The sequence below is a fragment of the Pectobacterium peruviense genome, from assembly GCF_003312355.2.
Classification (GTDB): Bacteria; Pseudomonadota; Gammaproteobacteria; order Enterobacterales; family Enterobacteriaceae; genus Pectobacterium; species Pectobacterium peruviense.
This window is the reverse complement of the sequence record NZ_CP161826.1, coordinates 1,377,985-1,400,990: the sequence shown is the minus strand read 5'-3', so window position 1 is coordinate 1,400,990 and position 23,006 is coordinate 1,377,985. Positions and strand designations below refer to the sequence as shown.

General features: G+C 52.5%; 24 protein-coding genes. 8 read left to right on the top strand and 16 right to left on the bottom strand.

Going from position 1 to position 23,006, the window contains the following annotated elements:
• Window positions 1-3: 3 nt before the first annotated feature.
• The 4 genes from rodZ to ndk all read right to left on the bottom strand — a co-directional run bounded on the left by rodZ (window position 4) and on the right by ndk (window position 3,921).
• Window positions 4-996 (bottom strand): cytoskeleton protein RodZ, encoded by a 993-nt coding sequence (rodZ, locus tag DUT67_RS06365; RefSeq protein WP_113632944.1) that lies wholly within the window; start codon window positions 994-996, stop codon window positions 4-6.
• Window positions 986-1,783, bottom strand: a complete 798-nt coding sequence (gene pilW / locus DUT67_RS06360; RefSeq protein ID WP_189339549.1) for a type IV pilus biogenesis/stability protein PilW — start codon at window positions 1,781-1,783, stop codon at window positions 986-988. Before pilW ends, rodZ begins: the two co-directional genes overlap by 11 nt.
• Before the next feature lie 192 nt (window positions 1,784-1,975).
• On the bottom strand, window positions 1,976-3,220 hold the full coding sequence (locus tag DUT67_RS06355) for a bifunctional tRNA (adenosine(37)-C2)-methyltransferase TrmG/ribosomal RNA large subunit methyltransferase RlmN (RefSeq protein WP_113632945.1): 1,245 nt from the start codon (window positions 3,218-3,220) through the stop codon (window positions 1,976-1,978).
• 272 nt (window positions 3,221-3,492) lie between these two features.
• Window positions 3,493-3,921, bottom strand: a complete 429-nt coding sequence (ndk, locus tag DUT67_RS06350) for a nucleoside-diphosphate kinase (protein WP_048261474.1) — start codon at window positions 3,919-3,921, stop codon at window positions 3,493-3,495.
• A gap of 358 nt (window positions 3,922-4,279) precedes the next feature.
• Here ndk and DUT67_RS06345 point away from each other — a divergent pair, with 358 nt between their 5' ends.
• From DUT67_RS06345 to DUT67_RS06330, 4 genes are all read left to right on the top strand, one after another.
• The gene (locus DUT67_RS06345) at window positions 4,280-5,860 is read left to right on the top strand and encodes a PTS transporter subunit EIIC (protein ID WP_113632946.1); all 1,581 of its coding nucleotides are present in this window, start codon (window positions 4,280-4,282) and stop codon (window positions 5,858-5,860) included.
• A gap of 13 nt (window positions 5,861-5,873) precedes the next feature.
• Entirely contained in the window at window positions 5,874-7,235 is a 1,362-nt protein-coding gene (locus tag DUT67_RS06340) for a 6-phospho-alpha-glucosidase (protein ID WP_113632947.1), read from the top strand.
• Window positions 7,236-7,338: 103 nt separating this feature from the next.
• The gene (sseA, locus tag DUT67_RS06335; RefSeq protein WP_113627580.1) at window positions 7,339-8,208 is read left to right on the top strand and encodes a 3-mercaptopyruvate sulfurtransferase; all 870 of its coding nucleotides are present in this window, start codon (window positions 7,339-7,341) and stop codon (window positions 8,206-8,208) included.
• A gap of 67 nt (window positions 8,209-8,275) precedes the next feature.
• Window positions 8,276-9,064, top strand: coding sequence for a MurR/RpiR family transcriptional regulator (locus DUT67_RS06330; RefSeq protein ID WP_113632948.1), 789 nt, complete (start codon window positions 8,276-8,278; stop codon window positions 9,062-9,064).
• A 92-nt stretch (window positions 9,065-9,156) separates the two neighbouring features.
• Here DUT67_RS06330 and sseB read toward each other — a convergent pair whose 3' ends face one another.
• The 11 genes from sseB to trmJ form a co-directional block, all read right to left on the bottom strand.
• Window positions 9,157-9,951 carry an enhanced serine sensitivity protein SseB gene (sseB, locus tag DUT67_RS06325; RefSeq protein ID WP_113627582.1) on the bottom strand — a complete coding sequence of 265 codons (795 nt, stop codon included), beginning with the start codon at window positions 9,949-9,951 and terminating at the stop codon, window positions 9,157-9,159.
• A gap of 138 nt (window positions 9,952-10,089) precedes the next feature.
• Entirely contained in the window at window positions 10,090-11,400 is a 1,311-nt protein-coding gene (pepB, locus tag DUT67_RS06320; RefSeq protein WP_113632949.1) for an aminopeptidase PepB, read from the bottom strand.
• Between the two features lie 273 nt (window positions 11,401-11,673).
• Complete coding sequence (gene iscX / locus DUT67_RS06315; RefSeq protein ID WP_005970169.1) at window positions 11,674-11,874, bottom strand: Fe-S cluster assembly protein IscX; 201 nt, start codon at window positions 11,872-11,874, stop codon at window positions 11,674-11,676.
• 21 nt (window positions 11,875-11,895) lie between these two features.
• Entirely contained in the window at window positions 11,896-12,231 is a 336-nt protein-coding gene (gene fdx, locus DUT67_RS06310) for an ISC system 2Fe-2S type ferredoxin (protein ID WP_005970171.1), read from the bottom strand.
• 1 nt (window position 12,232) lies between these two features.
• Window positions 12,233-14,083, bottom strand: a complete 1,851-nt coding sequence (gene hscA / locus DUT67_RS06305; protein WP_113632950.1) for a Fe-S protein assembly chaperone HscA — start codon at window positions 14,081-14,083, stop codon at window positions 12,233-12,235.
• Window positions 14,084-14,157: 74 nt separating this feature from the next.
• Complete coding sequence (gene hscB / locus DUT67_RS06300) at window positions 14,158-14,676, bottom strand: co-chaperone HscB (protein ID WP_113632951.1); 519 nt, start codon at window positions 14,674-14,676, stop codon at window positions 14,158-14,160.
• 71 nt (window positions 14,677-14,747) lie between these two features.
• Window positions 14,748-15,071 carry an iron-sulfur cluster assembly protein IscA gene (gene iscA, locus DUT67_RS06295; RefSeq protein WP_010307854.1) on the bottom strand — a complete coding sequence of 108 codons (324 nt, stop codon included), beginning with the start codon at window positions 15,069-15,071 and terminating at the stop codon, window positions 14,748-14,750.
• An 80-nt stretch (window positions 15,072-15,151) separates the two neighbouring features.
• Window positions 15,152-15,538, bottom strand: coding sequence for a Fe-S cluster assembly scaffold IscU (gene iscU, locus DUT67_RS06290; RefSeq protein WP_005970177.1), 387 nt, complete (start codon window positions 15,536-15,538; stop codon window positions 15,152-15,154).
• A 24-nt stretch (window positions 15,539-15,562) separates the two neighbouring features.
• Window positions 15,563-16,777 carry an IscS subfamily cysteine desulfurase gene (locus tag DUT67_RS06285; protein ID WP_113632952.1) on the bottom strand — a complete coding sequence of 405 codons (1,215 nt, stop codon included), beginning with the start codon at window positions 16,775-16,777 and terminating at the stop codon, window positions 15,563-15,565.
• 266 nt (window positions 16,778-17,043) lie between these two features.
• The gene (gene iscR / locus DUT67_RS06280) at window positions 17,044-17,538 is read right to left on the bottom strand and encodes a Fe-S cluster assembly transcriptional regulator IscR (RefSeq protein WP_039306127.1); all 495 of its coding nucleotides are present in this window, start codon (window positions 17,536-17,538) and stop codon (window positions 17,044-17,046) included.
• 119 nt (window positions 17,539-17,657) lie between these two features.
• Window positions 17,658-18,383 (bottom strand): tRNA (cytosine(32)/uridine(32)-2'-O)-methyltransferase TrmJ, encoded by a 726-nt coding sequence (gene trmJ, locus DUT67_RS06275; RefSeq protein WP_113632953.1) that lies wholly within the window; start codon window positions 18,381-18,383, stop codon window positions 17,658-17,660.
• A 261-nt stretch (window positions 18,384-18,644) separates the two neighbouring features.
• Between trmJ and suhB the strand changes: the two genes are divergently transcribed.
• From suhB to DUT67_RS06255, 4 genes are all read left to right on the top strand, one after another.
• Window positions 18,645-19,448, top strand: a complete 804-nt coding sequence (gene suhB, locus DUT67_RS06270) for an inositol-1-monophosphatase (RefSeq protein WP_048261498.1) — start codon at window positions 18,645-18,647, stop codon at window positions 19,446-19,448.
• Between the two features lie 172 nt (window positions 19,449-19,620).
• Window positions 19,621-20,739, top strand: coding sequence for an ABC transporter substrate-binding protein (locus DUT67_RS06265; protein ID WP_113632954.1), 1,119 nt, complete (start codon window positions 19,621-19,623; stop codon window positions 20,737-20,739).
• A 6-nt stretch (window positions 20,740-20,745) separates the two neighbouring features.
• A complete protein-coding gene (locus tag DUT67_RS06260; RefSeq protein WP_113632955.1) occupies window positions 20,746-21,828 on the top strand; it encodes an iron ABC transporter permease in 1,083 nt (360 codons plus the stop codon).
• The gene (locus DUT67_RS06255; protein ID WP_011094762.1) at window positions 21,825-22,625 is read left to right on the top strand and encodes an ABC transporter ATP-binding protein; all 801 of its coding nucleotides are present in this window, start codon (window positions 21,825-21,827) and stop codon (window positions 22,623-22,625) included. Before DUT67_RS06260 ends, DUT67_RS06255 begins: the two co-directional genes overlap by 4 nt.
• Window positions 22,626-22,681: 56 nt before the next feature.
• Here DUT67_RS06255 and DUT67_RS06250 read toward each other — a convergent pair whose 3' ends face one another.
• Window positions 22,682-23,005: a hypothetical protein gene (locus DUT67_RS06250; RefSeq protein WP_113632956.1), complete on the bottom strand. Its 324-nt coding sequence runs from the start codon at window positions 23,003-23,005 to the stop codon at window positions 22,682-22,684.
• Window position 23,006 lies beyond the last annotated feature (1 nt).

The following is a 23,006-nucleotide window of genomic DNA, read 5'->3' as shown; positions in this document are numbered from 1 at the left end:
ACGTTATTCTGCGGTCAACGTCAGGCGTGCAACCTGACTGCTGCGCACGAATCGGGTTAAATCGACTGGCTTACCTTGAAATTGAATCTGTACCGCAGCAGGTGCACCAATTTTTAGCTTATAGGGTGACTGACCATCCAGATTCAGCGTGCCGCCATTGCGCTGCATGCCACTGAACAGTGTCTTACCGCTGGCATCCGTGACTTCCAACCAGCAATCGGCAGTGAAAGTCATTACCAATGCATGCGCTGCAGAGACTGGGTTGCTATCCGCTACCGTAGCAGTCGGTGCAACTGCCCCAGCGCCTAACAATGCGTTACCCGCAGCCTGCGGCTGTGTGGCGTTCGCCTGTGAAGGTGATTGGCTGGAGGATGCAGCAGAGGATGCGGTTGTAGAAGAAGGAGACGTTGTCGCCGCGATAGTAGCGGACAGATCGACTGGCGTTGAAGGCGGTGTCGCTACGGAACCCGGAGCCGCCGTTTCCTGCGGAGCACTGTTATCCATCAGCGGAACAGACTGCCCTTCCGTTTGCGCCTGCATCGAACTGGCGTGATCGACCATGCTATTGATCTCAGCCTGTTGAGCCTGATGGTTTTGCCACCACCACGCGCCTGTCAGTCCAAGAACAACCAGCACGACCAGCCAGGTGATTGTCATCAACCAGCCATCACGCTTTTTGCGGCTTTTTTTCAGCGAAAAACTCTGCATCGGCGAAACCGAGATCGTTTTAGGCGCAGCTTGTTTATCCACTACGGGAAGCAGGTCACCTTCAGGCAAATGAACCAGCTTGGCATAAGAACGGATATAGCCGCGCAGAAAGGTCGGCGCTAAATCAGCAGGAGTCGTACCGTCTTCAATATCACGGACGGTGGTGATTTTAAGGCACAAACGCTCGGCAATAGTTTGCTGAGTCAGACCAAGGCGTTCACGCGCCTCACGCAGACGTTCGCCGGGTAGTTTTGCTTCTGTTGTATCTTGGGTGGTTTCAGTATTCATTAGCTAAGAAATGCTGGTACTGTTTAGATTGTGGAAAACTTCGCGCCAGCACGTTGCCATAACGTTCTTTATCGCCATCATGGCCCGCTAACGCGGCGAAACGAATCTGTAACCATAAACTTTCGGCACTGGCCGGAAGACTATGCTGATAAACATCAAGCAGCAGCCGCGTTTGCTCATTTTTCCCGGCAGAAAACTGTTTGTTTGCTTCTGCCAGCAAAGCACTGCCTTTCGTCGGGTCATATTTCAGCGCCCGACTTAATAAATTGCGCGCGTCTTCAGTCTGTCCAGCATTGAAAAAGCAGTATCCCGCATTTTCCAACGCATCAGCAACCTGACTGTAATCAGGAAGTTGTGCAGCCGCACTAAACTGTCGCTGAGCCGCTACATACTGCCCTAAACTACACAGAAACGCACCGTAATTATTCATGACGCTGCCATTTTCCGGTACCCTGTTCAACACACGCTGATAACGCTGTTCAGCCAAACGGTTTTCACCTATCCGCTGCTCGTAAAGCGCCATCCCCAATTGTGTTCGATAATCCTGCGGAGCAATCGCCACCGCCTTCTCAAGATTCTGCCGAGCCGAATCCAGATTATTATGCGCCAGATACGCCAACCCCAGCTGTAAGCGGGTTTGGGCGACGGCTGGATTTGTCGTCTGCTGAGGCGAATGTACACACCCCGCCAGCAGCAACATCGCAAACAGGCTACTCAGCCAATACATTCCCTGCGTTAACGCTATTCCGTGTAATAAAGACAGTCCCTGCGCTAGAGGCTTTGCCATCCCTGTTCTCCCTCATTTGTCATCCTTGCCAAAGAGGTTACCTGAATATGCGCAGAGTGCGCCGTCGTACCTGACAACAACGCGGCGCGCTTCGCAGTTTGTCCGTATTTGCCCTACAAGTTGCGTTGGTGAAACGACATCGGCGACAAGACGTCGGGTTAGCGCTTCCGCGTTAACCCACGCCATTCGTTATCAGACCGCTTTCACCGTGATAGGTTCACCCGCCATTTTCTTCTTCAGTGTACGTTTGGTTCTGTCCACGACTTCACCCGCCAACTGACCGCAAGCAGCATCGATGTCATCCCCACGGGTTTTACGTACAATCGTCGTGAAGCCATATTCCATCAGCACTTTGGAGAAACGGTCAACGCGGCTGTTTGAGCTACGGCCATACGGCGCGCCAGGGAACGGGTTCCACGGAATCAGGTTGATCTTGCACGGCGTATCTTTCAGGCATTCAGCCAGTTGATGCGCATGTTCAGTGCCGTCATTGATATGATCCAGCATTACATACTCAACGGTCACGCGGCCCTGATTGGCATTGGATTTTTCCAGATAGCGGCGCACCGCACTCAGGAACATCTCGATGTTATATTTTTTGTTGATCGGCATGATTTCGTTGCGAATGTCGTCGGTCGGCGCATGCAGTGAAATCGCCAATGCAACATCAATCATATCGCCCAGTTTATCCAATGCAGGCACGACGCCTGACGTGGACAGCGTCACGCGACGCTTGGACAAACCAAAGCCGAAATCATCCAGCATGATTTCCATCGCTGGCACCACGTTAGTCAGGTTCAGCAGCGGTTCGCCCATGCCCATCATCACCACGTTGGTGATCGGGCGCTGACCGGTAACTTTAAAAGCACCGATGATCTTCGCTGCACGCCACACCTGACCAATGATTTCCGATACACGCAGGTTACGGTTAAAACCCTGCTGCGCCGTTGAACAGAATTTGCACTCCAGCGCACAGCCAACCTGAGACGATACGCACAGTGTGGCGCGATCTTCTTCTGGAATATAAACCGTTTCAACCCGCTGGCCGCCCACCAGAATCGCCCACTTAATAGTGCCGTCGGAAGAGCGCTGTTCGTCTACCACTTCAGGTGCGCGAATTTCAGCGATCGCCTGCAATTTGGAACGAAAGACTTTATTGATATCCGTCATCTGGTTGAAGTCATCACAGCAGTAGTGATACATCCACTTCATGACCTGATCGGCACGGAATGGTTTCTCTCCCATCGACATGAAGAGGTCACGCATTTGCTGACGATTAAGATCCAGCAGGTTAATTTTTTCCGCATTGGCTTTGACGGATTGAGGGGCATCAGCAGACGCCGGAGAGAATTCAGACACGGTTTGCTCGGATACAGTAGTTGTTGTAGATGCTGTCGTTTCAGACACGATGATTTCAGACGCGATTTGCTTAGACATTGTAAATCCTGGCCTCGTTGTTACACGTTATGGCGCTAAAAAAGAAGGTGGAGTTCGATGGTAATGACCAAAGAAACGCCCCGGACAAGTGCGGGCTCATCCGGGGCGCAGCATTGTACAAAGTTTAAAACAGGTAAGCTACCATCACCGCTTTTTTTCTGTGTCATCGCTTCAGTGTCACACACTGACTCGGTAAAAAGGGCAACATCACAGGTGCTCATCTGTTATTACGCATAAAAACCAATCATGCGTAACAGGGCACACACGCAGAATTACGCGCGCGGGCAGATTTCGTCGTCGCTGAAGAAATAAGCGATTTCACGTTGAGCAGATTCAATAGAATCTGAACCGTGCACCGCGTTCGCCGTGAAGCTGTCCGCGTAATCAGCACGCAGCGTTCCCGCCAGCGCGTTGGCTGGATTCGTAGCACCCATGATGTCACGGTTACGTTGGACGGCGTTTTCACCTTCCAGCGCCTGCACCATGATCGGGCCAGACATCATGAATTCAACCAGGCCATCAAAGAACGGCTTGCCTTTATGCTCAGCGTAGAAGCCTTCCGCTTGCTCGCGGTTCAAGCGCAGCATTTTAGCCGCAACGATGGTAAAACCGGCGCTTTCAAAGCGTGCATAAATCGCACCGATGGCATTCTTGGCAACCGCATTAGGTTTTACGATGGAGAAGGTACGTTCTATCGTCATATTGACCTCATTAACTAAACTGTCAGATTGCAGCCGGATTATAAGAATTGTATACCCGGCCGGTGAAAGTGGCGCAAATTATAGGGGTACTGACCTTTGTTGCCTACCAAGTAGATAACATTTTATTAAAAAAATATTACCTCTCATTTTCTCTTCATTAACGATTACACATCGCGTTTTTTCGTTCCCCACAGCTCCTGTACGGAATGTAACAAATCATCAGCGATCACAGTTCTGAAGGTTACTTGTAACGTTATAGGTTATTTGTTTTTAAAACAATAAGATAACTGGAATCTCGTTGTCATTCACTGCTAGCCTGCTGCTGTACCCACCATAATGGCCAGTAAGAGGGCTGATAATGAAAAGAGCGGTCAACGCATTACAAAATTTCGGCAAGTCCCTGTATGGGCCAGTGCTGATACTCCCGATTGTCGGGTTATTCATCGCATTTGGGAACGTGTTCGGTAACGGCAATTTAGCAGGCTATGTCCCTTTACTTAATCACCCCTTAATTCAAGATTTTGGTCAACTGGTTTCCAAATCTGCCGTGGCGATTCTGGCTAACCTGGCGCTGGTGTTCGCCGTCGGGATTCCTATCGGGCTGGCGAAACGTGATAAGGGCTATGCCGCACTGATCGGTCTGGTGATGTTCATCATCTTCATTAATGCCATGAATATCACACTGCAATTACAGGGCAAACTCGTGCCAGCCGCCGAGATGCGCCCCGCTGGGCAGGGGATGGTGCTGGGCGTTCAGGTGCTGGAAATGGGCGTTTTCGCCGGTATTCTGATCGGCGGATTCGCAGGCTATTTATATAACCGCTATTCCAGTAAACAGTTTAACGGCGTCATGGCGATCTATTCCGGCCACTGCTTCGTCGCTATTCTGGTGATTCCATTAGCAATTGCGCTGGGCTTTGCAATGAGCACCCTGTGGCCTTTTGCTCAGCACGGCATTACCTGGCTGGCGTTCGCCATCAAAGGCGCAGGCCCTGTTGGCATCGCGATTTATGGTTTTCTGGAACGCATTCTGATCCCTACCGGGCTGCATCATCTGGTCTATACCCCGTTCTTGTACACCGAACTGGGCGGCACCGCCGAGGTGTGCGGCAAGCTGTATCAGGGCGCACGCAACATCTACTTTGCTGAAATGGCCTGTCAGGACGTCAAACAGCTCAGCTCGACCGTAGTCTGGGATGCGCGCGGCATCAGTAAAATGTTTGGTCTCACTGCCGCAGCGTTGGCGATGTATGTCACGGCGAAGCCAGAAAAACGACTGGCAGCGAAAGCCATCCTGATTCCGGCCGCTTTTACCTCTTTCTTACTGGGCGTCACCGAGCCGCTGGAGTTCTCCTTCCTGTTCGTCGCGCCGATGCTGTTTGCCGTTCACGCGGTGCTCACCGGCATAGGCATGATGCTGTTCTCCATCATGGGCGTGCACGCGATTGGTGCCAACGGCGTCATCGACTTCCTACTCTATAACCTACCGCTGGGCGTCGAGAAATCCAACTGGCCGATGTATATCGCGGTCGGGCTGATCATGTCGGTGATTTACTTCTTCGTCTTCCGCTTCCTGATTCTGTATTTCGACATGCCAACACCAGGGCGTGAAACCGATGAGGAAGAAACGAAGCTTTACTCCAAAACCGAATATCAGTCCAAGACCGAGAATCAGGCGAAAACGCAAGACGCAGTGAAAGGTGATGCTCAGCTTGTCGGAGCCACCATCATCGCGGGGCTGGGTGGCAAACCCAATATCGAGGTGGTGGATAACTGCTACACCCGCTTGCGGGTAACGCTCATCGACCCAGCTTTGGTAGACGAACAACAGCTTAAGAACACCGGTGCGAAAGCCGTTATCCGACAGGGTAACAACGTACAGGTGGTTTACGGACTTCACGTCAAAACTATACGCGAAGCAGTTGAAAACGCGCTTTAACAGGAGACTGACCATGACGAAACCCCCATTCATTCTGACGATTGCCGGTGGCGGCAGCACCTATACCCCAGGCATCGTAAAAAGTCTGATGGTACGTCTTGCGGATTTCCCGCTGGCAGAGATTCGTTTGTATGACATCGACGGCCAGCGGCAGGACATCATCGCGCCAGTGGTAGAAAAGGTGATTCGCGACCACAGTGACAGCATCGTATTTACCGTTACGACCGATGCGGAGACCGCGTTTACCGGTGCTCATTTTGTCTTTGCACAGATGCGCGTCGGCCAGTACAAAATGCGCGAACAGGACGAGAAAATTCCACTACGCCACGGCGTCGTCGGGCAGGAAACCTGTGGCCCCGGCGGTCTGGCTTACGGTCTGCGCACGATTCTGCCGATGGCTGAACTAATCGATCTGGTCGAACGCTATGCGCATAAAGACGCGTGGATCGTCAATTACTCGAACCCTGCCGCGATTGTTGCCGAAGGCGTTCGTCGCCTGCGACCCAACGCCCGCGTGCTGAACATTTGCGACATGCCAGTTGCCGCGATGCGTAACATCGCAGCCGTGCTGGGCGTCGATCGCCACGACATCACGGTGGATTATTTCGGGCTAAATCACTTTGGCTGGTTTACCCGCGTGCTGGTCGACGGCGTCGATCGTATGCCGGAACTGCGCGAACATATCGCCCGCTACGGCCTGTTGACCGCCGATGCCGCCGACACCGATCCGCAACACGCCGATCCGTCATGGGTGAAAACATGGCGTAACATCAAACCGGTCATGGATCATTTCCCAGAGTTCGTGCCGAATCCCTACTTGCAGTATTACCTGATGCCTAACCAGATCGTAGAACATCAGGACCCAGACTACACTCGCGCCAACGAAGTGATGGACGGACGTGAGAAGAAACTGTTTGCGGCCGCCGCCAGCTACAAGGAAACCGGTATTCTGCCGGACGCGTTCCACGTTGGCGTACACGGTTCGTTCATCGTTGACGTCGCCTGCTCGCTGGCGTTCGATCTCCGCCAGCGTCATTTGGTCATCGTCGAGAATAAAGGTGCCATAGCCAATCTACCTTACGATGCAATGGTGGAAGTCCCGGCTTATATCACCGCCCAAGGGCCGGAACCCGTGCGCATGGGGAATGTCCCGCAGTTCCATCGTGCCTTGCTGGAGCAGCAGTTAGCGTCCGAACAATTACTGGTGGAAGCTACGTTGGAAGGCAGCTACGAGAAGGCCTTGCAGGCATTTACCCTGAACCGTACCGTGCCGACCATGCAGCACGCCAAAGCAATTCTGGATGACATGATCGAGGCCAATCAGGATTACTGGCCGCAATTAAAACAAGCATATAGAGACGGTATCGCCCAATAATCTGCGACTTGTCGGATTAAGGAAAATCGCTGACAATGAATCTATCATTGCACATCAATGATAGATTCGGGGCCGAATTCGTCGGCCCCAACGTGGAGGATCTATGTCAGCATCGTCTTCTGATTTGCCCGTTTCTCATGAGCGGTTTGTTTCCGCAGACTGGCTTGCCAGCCACCTGAACGACAGCAGCATCACGCTCATTGACGCCCGAATGTTGCCACCGGGTAACGATACCCGTGATATTCATGCCGAATACCGCGCCGCTCATCTGCCTGGCGCGGTTTTTTTTGATATTGAAACCCTGTCCGATCACAGCACCGATCTGCCGCATATGATGCCGACTCGCGAAGACTTCGTACGCGCGATGAGTGAGCTAGGTATCGATAACCAACAGCATCTGGTGATTTACGATGAAGGCAACCTCTTCTCCGCCCCCCGCGCATGGTGGATGCTGCACACCTTCGGCGCGACATCCATTTCAATCCTGAGTGGTGGTTTGGCTGGCTGGAAAGCGCAGAATCTGCCGCTGGAACAGGGAGATGTGACGCGTAAGCCCGTTACGTTTCACGCCACATTGGATGAAAACGCCATTCGCTCACGCGACGACGTGCTCTCAATCAGCCGAGATAAATCAGAGCAGATTGTCGACGCCCGCCCCGCCTCGCGCTTTCATGCCGAAGTAGACGAGCCTCGTCCCGGCCTGCACCGTGGTCATATCCCCGGTAGCCTGAATGTGCCGTGGACCGATTTGGTAAATAACGGTGCACTGAAACCCAATGCTGAACTGGCGACCATTCTGCATAAGCACGGCGTGGATTTCACTCGCCCCATTGTCGCCAGCTGTGGTTCCGGCGTAACGGCATCCGTCGTGGTGTTGGCGCTAACGCAATTAAATGTGCCGAATGTGACGCTGTACGACGGATCCTGGAGCGACTGGGGCAGCCGCGATGATGTCCCAATTGCGCGCGATTAACCCCGCACGGTATTGTGTTGTCAGTCTATTTATTCCTTGTCTATCAGGAATCGCTCAGGAGTAGCAGGTGGATAATCGGCTGACATCGTTAATGCAGCACGGTCAGGCTCTGACGCGCGCGGAATATCGCGTGCTGGCTTTTATCGCCGAACATTCATCGCTGATCGGCAAAATCACGGTGCGGGAACTGGCGCAGAAAACCTATGTGTCCACAGCGACGATCATGCGCCTGTGCCAGAAAATCGGCTTTAGCGGCTACAGTGAATTCATTTATCACTGCAAAACGCTGCTCACAGACAATCCGCGTCTGGCGCCCTCACCTATCGTCACGCCCGATGATGCTTTGCTACCAGATGCTTTCCAGCATTTTATCGACAATTACCAGCGCACGTTTGCCTACATTAGCTATCAGGATAGAGCAGCCTTCAGCGCTATCCTGCGGCAGGAAAGCCACTTTTTCCTCTACGGGGCAGGGTTTTCTCACCTATTTGCCGAATATTTAGCAAAGAAACTTCAGGTGCTGGGGAAGGATGCATTCTCTTCGGGGCTAGGTGACAGTCGAGGCATTTTTCTCAATAACGCGCCGAAGTATCAGGTGTTTATCGCGATCTCCCGCAGTGGGGAAACCGAGCAGGTGCTGGATAAGGCGCGTATCGCCAAAAACATTGGTATGAAGGTGATTGCCTTTACCCGCGCGTCGTTGAACTCATTAGGTGAGTTGGCCGATCTACATTTCCGGCTCTACGATGATGCGGTTCACTATGCAGCGGAAGCGGGCGAGATTAGCTCATTTGAATCGAATCTGGTGATGCTGATCGATTTACTGTTGTTACAGGCAACAGCGGAAAAATCGTAATCCGCCGTTGCCTGTATCAAATTTATATACCCTAAATAATTCGAGTTGCGTGAAGACGGCCAACGCACAAGCAGCTTGAAGTATGACGGGTATTACGCGTTGCCGCTTCCCTTAAACTCTCTCAGGAAACTCCCCCACTTGCGCTCGTAGAACGGCGTGGTGTGTTTAATCATGTAATGACTGATGCCCGATTCTCCTTCCTTCACCAGACACAGATCGACAGGACGCTCGTCCGGTAAAGTATCGCTGGCGACGCTGCCTGCTTCACGAATGATAGTTTCCTCATCCTGATCGGCATCAATGCCAATCAACAGGTGCGGCTGTTCTTCACCCGGTTCCTGAATCTGTGCCAGAAACGCCCGTTTTACATGGCGATGCTTGGTAAACAGCTGTGTCAGGGAATCAATCATCTGTGCTGGCATCTCGGCTGGCTGACTCAGCATGACCTGCATCTCTTCTTCAACAACGCGCTGCTGAACAAAGCCGTTACCTTCTCCAGACAGAATATGTTCAATTTCCTGCGGCAAAAACTCTTTGCCATACGGCAGCTTAGGATTGAGGAACAGCGTGACACCCTGCGTCATTTCAAACAGCGAACGTACTGGCAGCGCCAAAAAAGACGCTTCTTCCGTAATCACGCTCTGTAATGCTTCCAGAGAAGAGAAGAAAGGAATGGCGGATGAACCATCGTCTTTTTCCCAGTGCTGAATATTCACATTGCTGCCCGCATGCAACACCGTCTCACCGGATTGATCCCCGTCATCAGTCGTGCCCAGTACGAACACCGTGGCTTCCATCAGTTCACTGAAAAATTCAGGGCGATGCGCCGGCTCCGTTGCAGCCAGAATCAGCACTTCTTCCAGTTTATTACGTGGCGAAAACTCCATACTTCCCTCAACATGATTACGTTAAAAACCCGCGCTTTGAGACCTGGATAAAATGAATGACAACAGCCATCAATTTCAAACGGGTCTCAGCGCGGCTTTAATTCTCAACACATTCTGTAAATAGCAAACCTGGACCGACTACTTGGCGTTGCTCAGCAGGAGATTCGCTAGCGTACGCACGCCGAGTCCCGTTGCGCCCGTCGCCCACTGATCTACCGCACCTTTACGATACGTTGCCGAACAGTCGATATGCAGCCAGCCCTGCTGGTAATTTTTCACAAAGTGCGACAAGAACGCGGCTGCCGTGCTGGCACCGGCGGTGTGTGCGCCACTGGCAATATTGTTCAGATCGGCAAAGCTGGACGGCAGATGGCTGCGGTGAAACTCTTCCAGCGGCAGACGCCAGAACGGCTCATTTTCTTCTTTCGCGCTTTCCTGCAATGCCGCAACCAGCTCATCATCAAAGCTGAACAGTGCGTGATAATCGTTGCCCAGCGCCATTTTCGCGGCACCCGTCAACGTCGCGCAGTCAATGATCCACTGTGGATTCTGCTCGGAAGCATCAATCAAACCATCCGCCAGCACCAGACGCCCTTCCGCGTCGGTGTTCATCACCTCAACCGTTTTACCATTGCGGTAGCGAATGATATCGCCCAGACGGAATGCATTGCCGCTCACCATGTTGTCTGCGCAGCACAGATACAGTTTCACACGCTGTTGCAAACCGCGTGACGCCGCCAGCGCCAGTGCACCAGTCAGAGTGGCCGCACCGCCCATGTCTGACTTCATGGAATCCATTGATCCACTCGGTTTCAGGCTGTAACCACCGGTATCAAACGTAATCCCTTTGCCGACCAAACAGGCGAACACAGGCGCATCTGGATTACCCGTCGGGTTATAGTCCAGTGCCAGCAGCACTGGCTGACGTTCAGAACCGCGACCGACCGTATGCAGACCGGCATAATTCTGTTCACGCAGATCTTCGCCTTTGGTGATACGGTAGCTGATGGAGTCACAGGCCACGTCACACAGCAGGTCAACCGCACGGGTCGCCAGTTGTTCTGGCCCCAAATCTTCAGCAGGCAGGTTGATGGTGTCACGCACCCAGTCAACAATCTTCAGGCGGTCGTTCAGCTCTTTCTTGTCGGCGTCGTTCAGTTCCGCCCATTCAACCGTTCTTTGCCCTTTCGGCCCACGATAGCCCTGCCAGAATGCCCAGCTGTTTGCCAGATCCCAGCCTTCACCCGCTAACGTAACGTGTTTAATCCCCTGCCCATCGATTTTGCGGGCGGCACGCTGGATCGTTGCCAGTGCAGCTTTGCCATTCAGTGACATCGTCCCAACATGAATGGTAAAACCCTGCTCATTCACACTCAGCGTCGCTTTTTCTCCCCAGCGCGCGTCAGCTGGTTGAGTGGAGAGTGAAATCAGCATGGTATTGTTCGTCATAGTGCTTCTCCGATAATGGATATTCCTGCCACTTTTCATGTTTGCAGGTGCTTTTCATATTTGCAGATACATAAACCGTGCATCATGACATGAAAATGTTACGAATTTTGGCACGAAAATAAAATGGGCCATCAGCCTAATGCTGGTCACGTAAGTCTCATACCAGGAGCAACGCGGGGATGAGGTTCCCGCGGGGATACCTCGCCCCGTGGTCACTCCATGTATCTCGGTTCTCAAACGCTCGGCATTAACCTGGTAGCCCCGTCATATTACTTAGTCGGCTTCATCTAACCAGACCAACAGGATCGCTTCCAGAATTTTTTCATTGGAGGCATCCGGCCGATCGTCAAATTCATCCAGCTCGCAGATCCACTGGTGCATATCGGTGAAACGCACCGTTTTCGGATCGAGATCGGGAAACTGGTCGTAAAGTGCTTCGCCAATAGCCCGACTGTCTGTCCATTTTAATCCCATAACGGCTCCTCCCTATTCAGATCAATGCTCACGCGCATGGTTGATCGTATAGCGCGGGATCTCGACGACGAGATCGTCTCCAGCGATACGCGCCTGACAGCCCAGACGACTTTCCGGTTCCAGCCCCCAGGCCTTATCCAGCATGTCATCTTCTTCTTCCGTGCTTTCTGCCAGCGAGTCAAAGCCTTCACGCACGATACAGTGGCAGGTGGTGCAGGCACATGATTTCTCGCAGGCGTGCTCAACATCAATACCGTTACGCAGGGCGACTTCCAGAATACTTTCACCGCGTTCCGCTTCCAAAACCGCGCCTTCAGGACACAGATCCTGATGCGGTAAAAAGACTATCTTAGGCATGTTACACCTCATCCACAGAATGGCCTGCCAGCGCACGCCGGATAGAAGCATCCATGCGACGGGCGGCGAATTCCTGGGTTTGTTGATCGACTGTTTTAATCGCGGCTTCAATTGCCACGGGATCGCTTCCCTGCATCATCGTGTGCAGGTGTTCGGATGCCGCGACAATGATACCTTTTTCGTTATTGCTCAATAACGCTGCATCAGCCACCAGTGCGCTGTGCAAGCTTTCCAGCACGCGAGCCGCTTCCACTTTTTGCTCTGCCAGACGACGCGCCCCGACATCTTCCTTCGCATTCAGCATCGAATCGGTGATCATCGTGGCAATTTCCGTATCGCTCAAACCGTATGACGGTTTAACCTGAATGGAGGCTTCGACGCCCGTCGATTTTTCCATCGCCGTAACGCTCAGCAGGCCATCCGCATCGACCTGAAAGGTCACGCGAATGTGAGCCCCACCGGCAGGCAACGGCGGCAGACCGCGCAGTGAAAAGCGAGCAAGCGAGCGGCAATCCGCCACCATTTCACGCTCGCCCTGCAAGACGTGGATCATCATGCCGCTCTGGCCGTCTTTAAAGGTTGTGAATTCTTGCGCGCGAGCAACGGGGATCGTGGTATTGCGCGGAATGATTTTTTCCACCAGCCCGCCCATCGTTTCCAACCCGAGCGACAAGGGGATCACATCCAGCAGCAGCATTTCACTGTCTGGCTTGTTGCCTACCAGAATATCCGCCTGAATTGCCGCGCCGATCGCCACGACCTTGTCGGGATCGATAGACGTCAGCGGTGTACGACCAAAAAATGTCCCCACCTGCTCACGCACCAATGGAACACGCGTCGAGCCGCCGACCATCACCACTTCCTGCACGTCTTCTGCCGTCAGTTCCGCGTCTTTCAGCGTACGACGACAGGACAGCAGCGTGCGTTTCACCAACGGGGCAATCAGTACATCAAGCTGTTCGCGGGTAATAGTTCCCTGCCAGCCAGCAACATCCACATCGATCGCATCGGCGCTGCTGAGTGCAATCTTGGCTTTCACCGCCGCATCACGAAACGCATGATCCAACTGGCGATCGTTCCGATCGTGAACACCTGCCTGCTCACGCAGCCACTCCGCCAGCAGATGATCGAAATCATCACCGCCCAGCGCAGAATCACCGCCGGTTGCCAGCACTTCAAAGACGCCACGGCTTAAACGCAGAATGGAAATATCAAAAGTGCCGCCACCCAGATCGTAAATGGCGATCACCCCTTCTTTACCGGAATCCAGACCATAAGCAATCGCCGCAGCGGTTGGCTCGTTGAGCAGACGTAATACGTGCAGCCCAGCCAGACGCGCCGCGTCTTTGGTACCCTGACGCTGTGCATCATCGAAATACGCAGGAACGGTAATCACCACGCCATCAGGCACGCCGCCTAACGCCGCTTCCGCACGCGCAGCCAGCGCAAACAAAATATCCGCAGACACCTGAACGGGATTCAGGCTACCAGCAGAGGTCTGAATCAGCGGCAGGCCATTATCACTGGCGTGAAAACGATAAGGTAAATGGGAGTAACGCAGTTGAATGTCGGCCAGAGAACGCCCCATCAGGCGTTTGACTGAACTGACGGTATTTTCAAGATCGTGGGCAGCATTGTCGCGTGCTTGCCAGCCGACGCTGTGGCCATCGTGACGATAGTGGACAACTGACGGCAGTAGATCGCGCCCGTCGCTATCCGCCAGCGTTTGAGCTTCGCCGCTACGCACGGTGGCAACAAGAGAATGGGTGGTGCCTAAATCAATACCAACAGCCAGACGTCGCTGGTGCGGTGCCGCACTGAGTCCTGGCTCACTAATTTGTAATAAGGCCATATTGAGCTTCCATCAATTGGCTGGCGAAAAACCTGAATGGCAATCACCATCGGCTTTCCCACCGGATTAACGAGTTATCTGTCCAGCAATTGTTCTTCGAGTTCTTCAACCTGTTGCTGGAGTTTGTCTAAAAAGCGTAGCTTGCGCACGGTATCCGCAGCGTCTGTCCACGTCTCATTATCCAGTTCATGACGCATGTGAGAACGACGAGTGCCAATCATTACCTGCAACCGCTCGGCGAAGATCGTCAGCGCATCATCAGCATCAGACCGTTGTGAGATCGCCTCCAACTCTTCGCGCAGTTCAAGCTGTTCCATAAGGAATGCGGTGTCACGCATCGTATGCTGCTCATTGTTCACATCAAAACCGTGCAACGACAGCATGTATTCCGCGCGTTTCAGCGGATGTTTTAGCGCCTGATAGGCGTTATTGATCGTCGCTGCCTGCTGCACCGCCAGCATACGCTCGCGCTCTGGGCTGGCAGCATAACGGTCAGGATGGAACTGCCGTTGCAAGTCCTGAAAACGGGATGCAAGCAGGCCACCATCCACATCATAGCGAATAGGCAGCCCGAATAACGTAAAGTAATCCATAGTGGTACTCTGGGAGTTCTGGGTAGCAGCGCGTGTCATGAATCGATCGCACGCTCACTACCCAAGAGGGGTCAGACGTTGAAACTTTCGCCGCAACCACATTCGCCGGAAATGTTAGGATTATTGAACTTAAAGCCTTCGTTCAGCCCTTCTTTAACGAAATCCAACTCGGTTCCGTCAAGATAGACCAGGCTTTTGCCGTCCACGATGACTTTGACGCCTTTGTCTTCAAAGACGGTGTCACCGTCGTTCAAATCATCAACAAACTCCAACACATACGCCATACCGGAACAGCCGGATGTCCGTACGCCAAGACGCAGCCCAAGGCCTTTGCCCCGGTTTGCGATGAAAGCGCTCACGCGTTGTGCCGCACTTTCGCTCAGAGAAATCGACATACTGTTACCTCGATCGTTCGCCAACTCGACGGTATCAGGCACCGATAGCCACGGTGCCCCGACGAGTTCAGCCGCAGAGATTACTGCGCGTCGCGTTTACTTTTGTAATCCGCAATCGCTGCCTTGATAGCGTCTTCCGCCAGAATGGAGCAGTGAATCTTCACTGGCGGTAGCTCAAGCTCTTCGGCAATCTGCGTGTTCTTAATCGCTTCAGCTTCATTCAGCGATTTGCCTTTTACCCACTCTGTGACCAGCGAGCTGGAGGCAATGGCAGAACCACAACCGTATGTCTTGAAGCGGGCATCTTCGATGATACCCTCGTTGTTGACTTTTATCTGCAACTTCATCACATCGCCGCACGCTGGCGCGCCGACCATGCCGCTGCCGATAGAAGGATCGGCGTTGTCAAATGAACCCACGTTGCGTGGATTTTCATAGTGATCAATTACTTTTTCGCTGTAAGCCATGATAGTCGTCCCCGCTCTGGTGAATTAATGATGCGCCCATTCGATGCTGCTGATATCCACGCCCTGCTTGAACATTTCCCACAGCGGAGAAAGATCGCGCAGACGGCCGATAGATTTACGCACCAGCTCGATGGTGTAGTCGATCTCTTCTTCGGTGGTAAAACGCCCCAGCGAGAAACGGATCGAACTATGTGCCAGCTCATCATTCATACCCAACGCACGTAGCACGTAGGAGGGCTCCAGACTGGCCGACGTACAGGCAGAACCGGACGATACCGCCAGATCCTTGAGTGCCATAATCAACGATTCACCTTCAACATAGTTGAAGCTGACGTTCAGGATGTTGGGCACACCTTGTTCGATATCACCATTCAGATAGACTTCTTCAATATCATTAATACCGTTCCACAGACGATCGCGCAGCATACGCAGGCGATCCATTTCTGCAGTCATCTCTTCTTTCGCGATGCGGTAGGCTTCGCCCATACCGACAATCTGGTGCACAGGCAAGGTGCCAGAACGCATACCGCGCTCATGTCCGCCACCGTGCATCTGCGCTTCGAGGCGGATACGGGGTTTACGGCGAACATACAGTGCTCCGATCCCTTTCGGCCCATAGATTTTATGGCCGGAGAAAGACATCAGATCCACTTTTAACTGGCTGAGATCGATAGGCAGTTTGCCTACGCTCTGCGTGGCATCGACATGGAACACGATGCCGCGGCTACGGCACATGTCGCCGATGGCTGCGATATCCTGCACAACGCCGATTTCATTATTGACGTGCATGATGGAAACCAGAATGGTGTCCTCACGCATCGCAGCTTCAAGTTCAGCCAGGTCAATAATGCCGTTGCGCTGCGGTGCCAGATAAGTGACATCGAAGCCTTCACGTTCGAGTTGACGGCAGGTATCCAGCACGGCTTTGTGTTCGGTCTTACTGGTGATGATGTGCTTGCCCTTCTTCTGGTAGAAGTTGGCAGCACCTTTAATGGCGAGGTTATCGGCTTCGGTCGCGCCTGACGTGAAGACGATCTCACGCGGGTCGGCACCAACCAGCTCAGCAATTTGGTTACGGGCGATATCAACCGCCTCTTCCGCCTGCCAGCCAAAACGGTGTGAACGGGAAGCCGGATTGCCGAACATACCGTCCAAAGTCAAACACTGCATCATTTTCTCAGCGACGCGCGGGTCAACCGGCGTGGTAGCTGAATAATCGAGATAGATAGGTAACTTCATTGCTCATAAACTCCGTACATCACTTCAAAACGTACAATGCGTTTTGTTTTATTGACAGGCTGTTTATACCCGCAACCTCTCGGGCCAATGCAAAAAATTTGACGATGTTATCGTCAGAACAATTTATCGTCAGAATACGCCGTGACAGTCGGATTAACGCCAACCCCACATTGGGTAATGTGGTCAGAATTATGCGGCTATCAGAAAGGCAAAACGTGACGAGTAAAGGTTACTCGTCACAAAGAGCCTGTCACATTGAAGGTATATCAGGCGCGCAGGTTAACGTTGATCGTTTCCTGGATACGTCCATTGGCGGTGCGGCGTGTGTCAGCATCCTGACGATCCGCAACGTTCAATACTTCCTTATTATTCACCAGCTCATCCAGCGTGATGTTATTCAGGAAGTCAGTAATACGGTCGCTCAGATCGCGCCACAGCGTGTGCGTCAGGCAACGATCGCCGCCCTGACAGCCTTCGCGACCCTGGCAACGCGTTGCGTCAACAGACTCATCGACGGCAGAAATAACCATACCAACAGCAATTTCATTCGCGTTTTTACCCAGCAGGTAACCGCCGCCTGGGCCACGAACACTGGCAACCAGTCCGTTCTTACGCAAGCGCGAAAATAGCTGCTCCAGATAAGACAGTGAAATACCTTGGCGTTCGGAAATATCCGCCAATGGAACTGGCCCTTCCTGGGAGTGCAGAGCCACATCGAGCATGGCGGTAACGGCGTAACGGCCTTTGGATGTCAGTCTCATGATAGTGGTACCTGTAGGTAAAACATGTATTATGAAAACATGTATTGGCAGAACATACCGCGAGTCTGACATTCCCGAGTATTTTAGTCAACTATTTAACCGAGTAAAACACTCAAGTATTATTCGTCGTGTGTTTTTTGTACCGAGCTGAGTATTCCACGCAGGATGTTAAGTTCCTGAGCTTCAGGTCTGGCGCGGGTAAACAAGCGACGCAGCTTGTTCATCACCTGCCCTTGATGTGCCGGTCGGATAAATCCGGTTTGCAGCAATGTCTGCTCAAGATGCTGATAAAAGCGTTCCAGATCGTCGACCAGCGGGTACGGCGATTCTTCATGCTCAGGCTGCTCGGCCTGTAACCGATCCAAATGCGCGATACGCACTTCATAAGCGATGATCTGTACCGCCATCGCCAGATTTAGCGAGCTGTATTCTGGATTAGCAGGAATCGCCACGTGGTAGTGACATTTTTGCAGTTCATCATTCGTCAGCCCCACACGTTCACGCCCAAACACCAGCGCTACCGGCGCGTGCTCCGCTTCCTGTGCGCTGCGAACACCGCACTCACGCGGCTCCAGCATCGGCCAAGGCAAAGTTCGGGAACGCGCACTGGTGCCAACCACCAGACTACATCCTTCGAGCGCCTGATCGAGCGAATCAACCAAGGTGGCATTGCCGATAACATCGCTGGCGCCTGCGGCCAACGCAATGGCCTGCGAATCAGGCTTAACCAATGGATTGACCAAATAAAGTTTGCTTAACCCCATGGTTTTCATCGCCCTGGCCACTGATCCCATATTGCCAGTGTGCGACGTTTCAACCAGAACAATGCGAATATTGTCTAACATTATGTACTCTGTTGTGCGAAAGGAAGTCATGCGAAAAGGAAACCGCCATACCTTAACACAAACTTATACACTAAATAATTCGAGTTGCAGGAAGGCGGCAAATGAAGGAATCCCGATGAGCTTACTCAAGTAAGTGATTCGGGTGAGTGAGTGCAGCCAACGCACATGCGGCTTGAAGAATGACGTGTATAGATATTTTACTTTCCTGCTGCTATACTCTGCGCCGCTTTCCGTTCTTTAACATTCCAGTGGACCGATACCATGCATCCGATGCTCAACATCGCTATACGCGCTGCGCGTAAAGCCGGTAATTTGATTGCCAAAAACTATGAAACGCCAGACGCCGTCGAAGCTAGCCAGAAAGGCAGCAATGATTTTGTGACCAACGTCGATCGGGATGCAGAACGTCTGATCATTGAAGTCATCCGCAAGTCTTACCCACAGCACACCATCATTGGTGAAGAATGTGGCGAGCTGGCAGGTGAAGATCCGGCAGTACAATGGGTTATCGATCCTCTGGATGGCACCACCAACTTCATCAAACGTTTACCCCACTTCGCTGTTTCTATCGCGGTTCGCATTAAAGGCCGTACCGAAGTTGCCGTTGTTTACGATCCTATGCGCAATGAACTGTTTAGTGCTACCCGCGGTCAGGGCGCACAACTGAACGGCTATCGTCTGCGTAGCAGCACTGCCCGCGATTTGGAAGGCACCGTACTGGCAACAGGCTTCCCCTTCAAATTAAAACAACACAGCAAAAGTTATATCAACGTCGTTAGCGCACTGTTCACCCAGTGTGCGGATTTCCGTCGCACGGGTTCTGCCGCGCTGGATCTGGCCTATGTGGCCGCAGGTCGCGTTGATGGTTTCTTTGAGATCGGTCTGAAGCCGTGGGATTTTGCGGGTGGCGAACTGCTGGTACGTGAAGCTGGCGGGATCGTGACGGACTTCGTTGGCGGCCATAACTATCTGGCATCCGGCAATCTGGTTGCTGGTAACCCGCGTGTGGTGAAAGCTATTCTGGGTACCATCCGCGAAGAACTGAGTGACGCGCTGAAGCGCTAATCTCGGCCCACTCCGGCCCATTCTCATAAAAATGAAATCGGGTCGGAGTTGTTATTTTTCTTTACATATGAATCCTGTATACGCATTGTTTATCATTATACGATAATAATTATCAAACTCATTACACTGATAACTTCATCACATTGATAAATTGTGAATTAGGATCGCCACCATGTTAAGAAAATCAGTAAGATCGTTCCTCCTAACTGCCTTACTCTCCGCTCCACTCTTCAGCTACGCGACCCAATACCCTCTCACCGTTACCGATTTCGACGGCAGAAGTGTCACCATTAAACAAGAGCCGCAGCGCATCATTCTTCAAGACGGCCGCGATATTATGACGATGGCATTACTTGACCGCGATAATCCCTTTCAGCGTCTGGTCGCCTGGAACAATTTAGCGAAAAAACAGGACACGGCAACCTGGGACATGCTGAAAGGAAAATGGCCTCAGTCCGTCGGCATTCTGGATATGGGTTTCAGTGACAAAGGCAACGTCGATTTGGAAAGTGTGCTGTCAAAACAGCCCGATCTGATGATTGCCCAGTTACGAGCCAAACCGGCACTAAAGGAAAGCGGTGTGATTGACAAGCTCAGCGCGCTGAATATTCCCGTACTGTTTGTCGATTATGAAGTGAATCCGGCTAAAGATACCGCCCCCAGTGTCGATCTGTTAGGCAAGGTTCTGAACCGCGAAGCCAACGCCAAAGCATATACCGATTTCTACCGTAAGCACCTTGATGCTATTCAGCAGAAAACTGCCACGATAACCCCAAAACCTAGCGTTTTTATTGAGCCGATTGCCGGAAATTCGGATTCCTGCTGCTTCACGCACAGCAGCAGCGGCTGGGGCGGATTGGTGGAAGCCGTCGGCGCGACAAATATTGGTTCGGGTTTGCTGCCAGGTGCATCAGGCTTTGTCTCGCTGGAAAAAATCATCAGCATGAAACCTGACGCCTACATCATGACAGGCTCTAAACGTGGTAACAGTCAGGTACTGCCGTTAGGCTATGGCGCGACTGTCGAAGACGTTAGCACTCAGGCGAATGTGCTGCTAAGCCGCACCGGTATTAGCCAGATCCCAGCGGTTCAAGCTAAGCGCGTCTATGGCGTTTACCACCATTTCTACAACCATCCCTACAACATTGTCGGTATGGAATATCTGGCAAAAGATATTTATCCTCAGGCGTTTGCCAACCTGAATCCTGATGACACGTATCACCATATTATTCAAAATTTCACCTCGCTGCCTGACAGCGACTTTATCTTTGCCTGGAAACAAGGTGAGTAATTTTTCATGAGTACAACCACTGAACCGGGTATCCGCAATACTGCCGCGGGTGCCAACACCATTATGGACAACTATCGCGGCATCATCCGACGCCGCGTGGGTGTGATGGCGATACTGCTGTTGATCATCATCGGCTCGTTGTTGCTGGATTTCACGATGGGACCTTCGGGACTCACGCTTGATGTGCTCTGGAACACGCTGACCGACCCGGCCAGCGCAGATGCAGGCACACGCGTGATCGTCTGGGATATTCGTCTGCCTTATGCGTTGATGGCCATTATCGTCGGGCTAGCGCTCGGCCTGGCTGGCGCAGAAATGCAAACGATCCTGAACAACCCGCTGGCCAGCCCGTTTACGCTTGGCGTTTCCTCCGCCGCCGCATTCGGCGCGGCGTTGGCTATCGTCCTAGGAATCGGCATCCCCGGCATTCCGGCTCAGTGGTTTATTTCTGCAAACGCCTTTATCTTTGCTCTGCTGGCAGCGTTGCTGCTTGATGGCATTACGCGCTGGACGCAGGTCGCCACCTCCGGCGTCGTGCTGTTCGGTATCGCGCTGGTGTTCACCTTCAATGCGCTGGTTTCCATGCTCCAGTTCATCGCCAACGAAGACACGCTGCAAGGTCTGGTGTTCTGGACGATGGGCAGTCTGGCTCGCGCCTCGTGGGAAAAGCTGGGCGTCCTGCTGCTGGTGCTGGTCATCGTTATGCCAATTTCACTGATGAGTTCATGGAAACTGACCGCACTGCGGTTGGGTGAAGATCGCGCCGTTAGTTTTGGCATTAACGTTCGCCGTTTGCGTTTGGCGACGCTGCTGCGTATCAGTATCTTGTCTGCCATTTCGGTCGCGTTTGTCGGCCCGATCGGCTTTATCGGTCTGGTTGCTCCGCATATCGCACGTATGATTTTCGGTGAAGATCACCGTTTCTATCTGCCTGCCAGTGCATTAACGGGTGCGCTGGTGCTATCGATGGCGTCTGTTGCCTCGAAAAACCTCATTCCCGGCGTCATTATCCCGGTCGGCATCGTCACCTCACTGGTTGGCGTACCCTTCTTCCTGAGTATCATCCTGCGTCACAGAGGGAACGTATGAGCCAGCAAACCGCTTCTGGATTACGACTTTCCCACTTTCGCGCGGGTTATCCTAAACGTCAGGTAATCCGCGATCTGTCCGTACCGCAATTACCACGCGGAAAGATAACGGTGCTACTCGGCCCTAACGGCAGTGGAAAATCAACGCTGTTACGCGCTATGGCGGGTTTGAACGCTTCCGAAGGCGAACTGTGGTTGGATGACACCAACCTGATGACACTCCCGTTCGCTCAACGGGCGGAAAAAGTCGTTTATCTGCCGCAGTCCTTGCCCGCTGGCGTTCACCTGCACGTGCTGGAATCTATTATCGTCGCACAGCGCGCGTCCGGCGGCATGCATAACGCCGAAAAGCAAGATGAAGTCATGACCCTGCTGCGTCAGTTGGGTATCGAGCATCTGGCGTTGAGCTATCTTGATCAGCTCTCTGGCGGACAGAAACAGCTGGTTGGGCTGGCGCAGTCGCTAATCCGTCAACCCTCGTTGCTTTTGCTGGATGAACCGCTCAGTGCGTTGGATCTGAATTATCAATTCCACGTGATGGATTTGGTACGAAAGGAAACGCGTAAGCGCAATATCATCACTGTTGTGGTAGTACATGACATCAATATTGCTTTGCGTCATGGCGACCACGTACTGATGCTGCAAAACGGTAATCTGATTGCCGATGGCGCACCGGCCGAGGTCATTAGCCCAGAAAGCCTGTCAGCAGTCTATGGCGTACGCGGACGTATTGAGCGTTGTTCGCAGGGCGTACCGCAGGTGATTATCGACGGGTTGGTCAGCGAGCCCACTATCTAGGTAATTGACCGCTCAAATAGCCTCCGGTAAGCGAATGCCCCGGAGGCATAAGATCGCTAGTGTAAACGCTCAGTTCCCATCATATCGCGCATGTTCGTCAGCATGTTCTCAAATAAACGTAATGCCAACCCAACACTGTTTACGTTGTAGTAAAGCGCCGCATCATGATGTTTTAAATAATCCTCAAACTCTGGCTTACCGATCAATTTATAAATAGCCGTAAATCGCAAAATCAGATGACTGCAATTATTGAGATACAGATCAAGCGTGCGGTAATCGCTGTTCATTAATTGAGTCAGTAGCGTCGTCATATGCTCGAACTCCGTCAGTAACGACGCATAATTCCCCAGATTTTCCGCACTATGTTCGATCAACTCCATA

Bases quoted from the DNA above. Each gene is read 5' to 3' on its own strand.
- hscB (WP_113632951.1), bottom strand. From the start codon at position 14,676: ATGGATTACTTTACGTTATTCGGGCTGCCTATTCGCTATGATGTGGAT.
- suhB (WP_048261498.1), top strand. From the start codon at position 18,645: ATGCATCCGATGCTCAACATCGCTATACGCGCTGCGCGTAAAGCCGGT.
- DUT67_RS06340 (WP_113632947.1), top strand. From the start codon at position 5,874: ATGACGAAACCCCCATTCATTCTGACGATTGCCGGTGGCGGCAGCACC.
- DUT67_RS06265 (WP_113632954.1), top strand. From the start codon at position 19,621: ATGTTAAGAAAATCAGTAAGATCGTTCCTCCTAACTGCCTTACTCTCC.
- DUT67_RS06250 (WP_113632956.1), bottom strand. From the start codon at position 23,005: ATGGAGTTGATCGAACATAGTGCGGAAAATCTGGGGAATTATGCGTCG.
- iscU (WP_005970177.1), bottom strand. From the start codon at position 15,538: ATGGCTTACAGCGAAAAAGTAATTGATCACTATGAAAATCCACGCAAC.
- pepB (WP_113632949.1), bottom strand. From the start codon at position 11,400: ATGACGAACAATACCATGCTGATTTCACTCTCCACTCAACCAGCTGAC.
- DUT67_RS06255 (WP_011094762.1), top strand. From the start codon at position 21,825: ATGAGCCAGCAAACCGCTTCTGGATTACGACTTTCCCACTTTCGCGCG.
- fdx (WP_005970171.1), bottom strand. From the start codon at position 12,231: ATGCCTAAGATAGTCTTTTTACCGCATCAGGATCTGTGTCCTGAAGGC.
- iscA (WP_010307854.1), bottom strand. From the start codon at position 15,071: ATGTCGATTTCTCTGAGCGAAAGTGCGGCACAACGCGTGAGCGCTTTC.
- DUT67_RS06355 (WP_113632945.1), bottom strand. From the start codon at position 3,220: ATGTCTAAGCAAATCGCGTCTGAAATCATCGTGTCTGAAACGACAGCA.
- DUT67_RS06285 (WP_113632952.1), bottom strand. From the start codon at position 16,777: ATGAAGTTACCTATCTATCTCGATTATTCAGCTACCACGCCGGTTGAC.
- sseB (WP_113627582.1), bottom strand. From the start codon at position 9,951: ATGGAGTTTTCGCCACGTAATAAACTGGAAGAAGTGCTGATTCTGGCT.
- sseA (WP_113627580.1), top strand. From the start codon at position 7,339: ATGTCAGCATCGTCTTCTGATTTGCCCGTTTCTCATGAGCGGTTTGTT.
- pilW (WP_189339549.1), bottom strand. From the start codon at position 1,783: ATGGCAAAGCCTCTAGCGCAGGGACTGTCTTTATTACACGGAATAGCG.
- ndk (WP_048261474.1), bottom strand. From the start codon at position 3,921: ATGACGATAGAACGTACCTTCTCCATCGTAAAACCTAATGCGGTTGCC.
- hscA (WP_113632950.1), bottom strand. From the start codon at position 14,083: ATGGCCTTATTACAAATTAGTGAGCCAGGACTCAGTGCGGCACCGCAC.
- DUT67_RS06260 (WP_113632955.1), top strand. From the start codon at position 20,746: ATGAGTACAACCACTGAACCGGGTATCCGCAATACTGCCGCGGGTGCC.
- iscR (WP_039306127.1), bottom strand. From the start codon at position 17,538: ATGAGACTGACATCCAAAGGCCGTTACGCCGTTACCGCCATGCTCGAT.
- iscX (WP_005970169.1), bottom strand. From the start codon at position 11,874: ATGGGATTAAAATGGACAGACAGTCGGGCTATTGGCGAAGCACTTTAC.
- rodZ (WP_113632944.1), bottom strand. From the start codon at position 996: ATGAATACTGAAACCACCCAAGATACAACAGAAGCAAAACTACCCGGC.
- DUT67_RS06345 (WP_113632946.1), top strand. From the start codon at position 4,280: ATGAAAAGAGCGGTCAACGCATTACAAAATTTCGGCAAGTCCCTGTAT.
- trmJ (WP_113632953.1), bottom strand. From the start codon at position 18,383: ATGTTAGACAATATTCGCATTGTTCTGGTTGAAACGTCGCACACTGGC.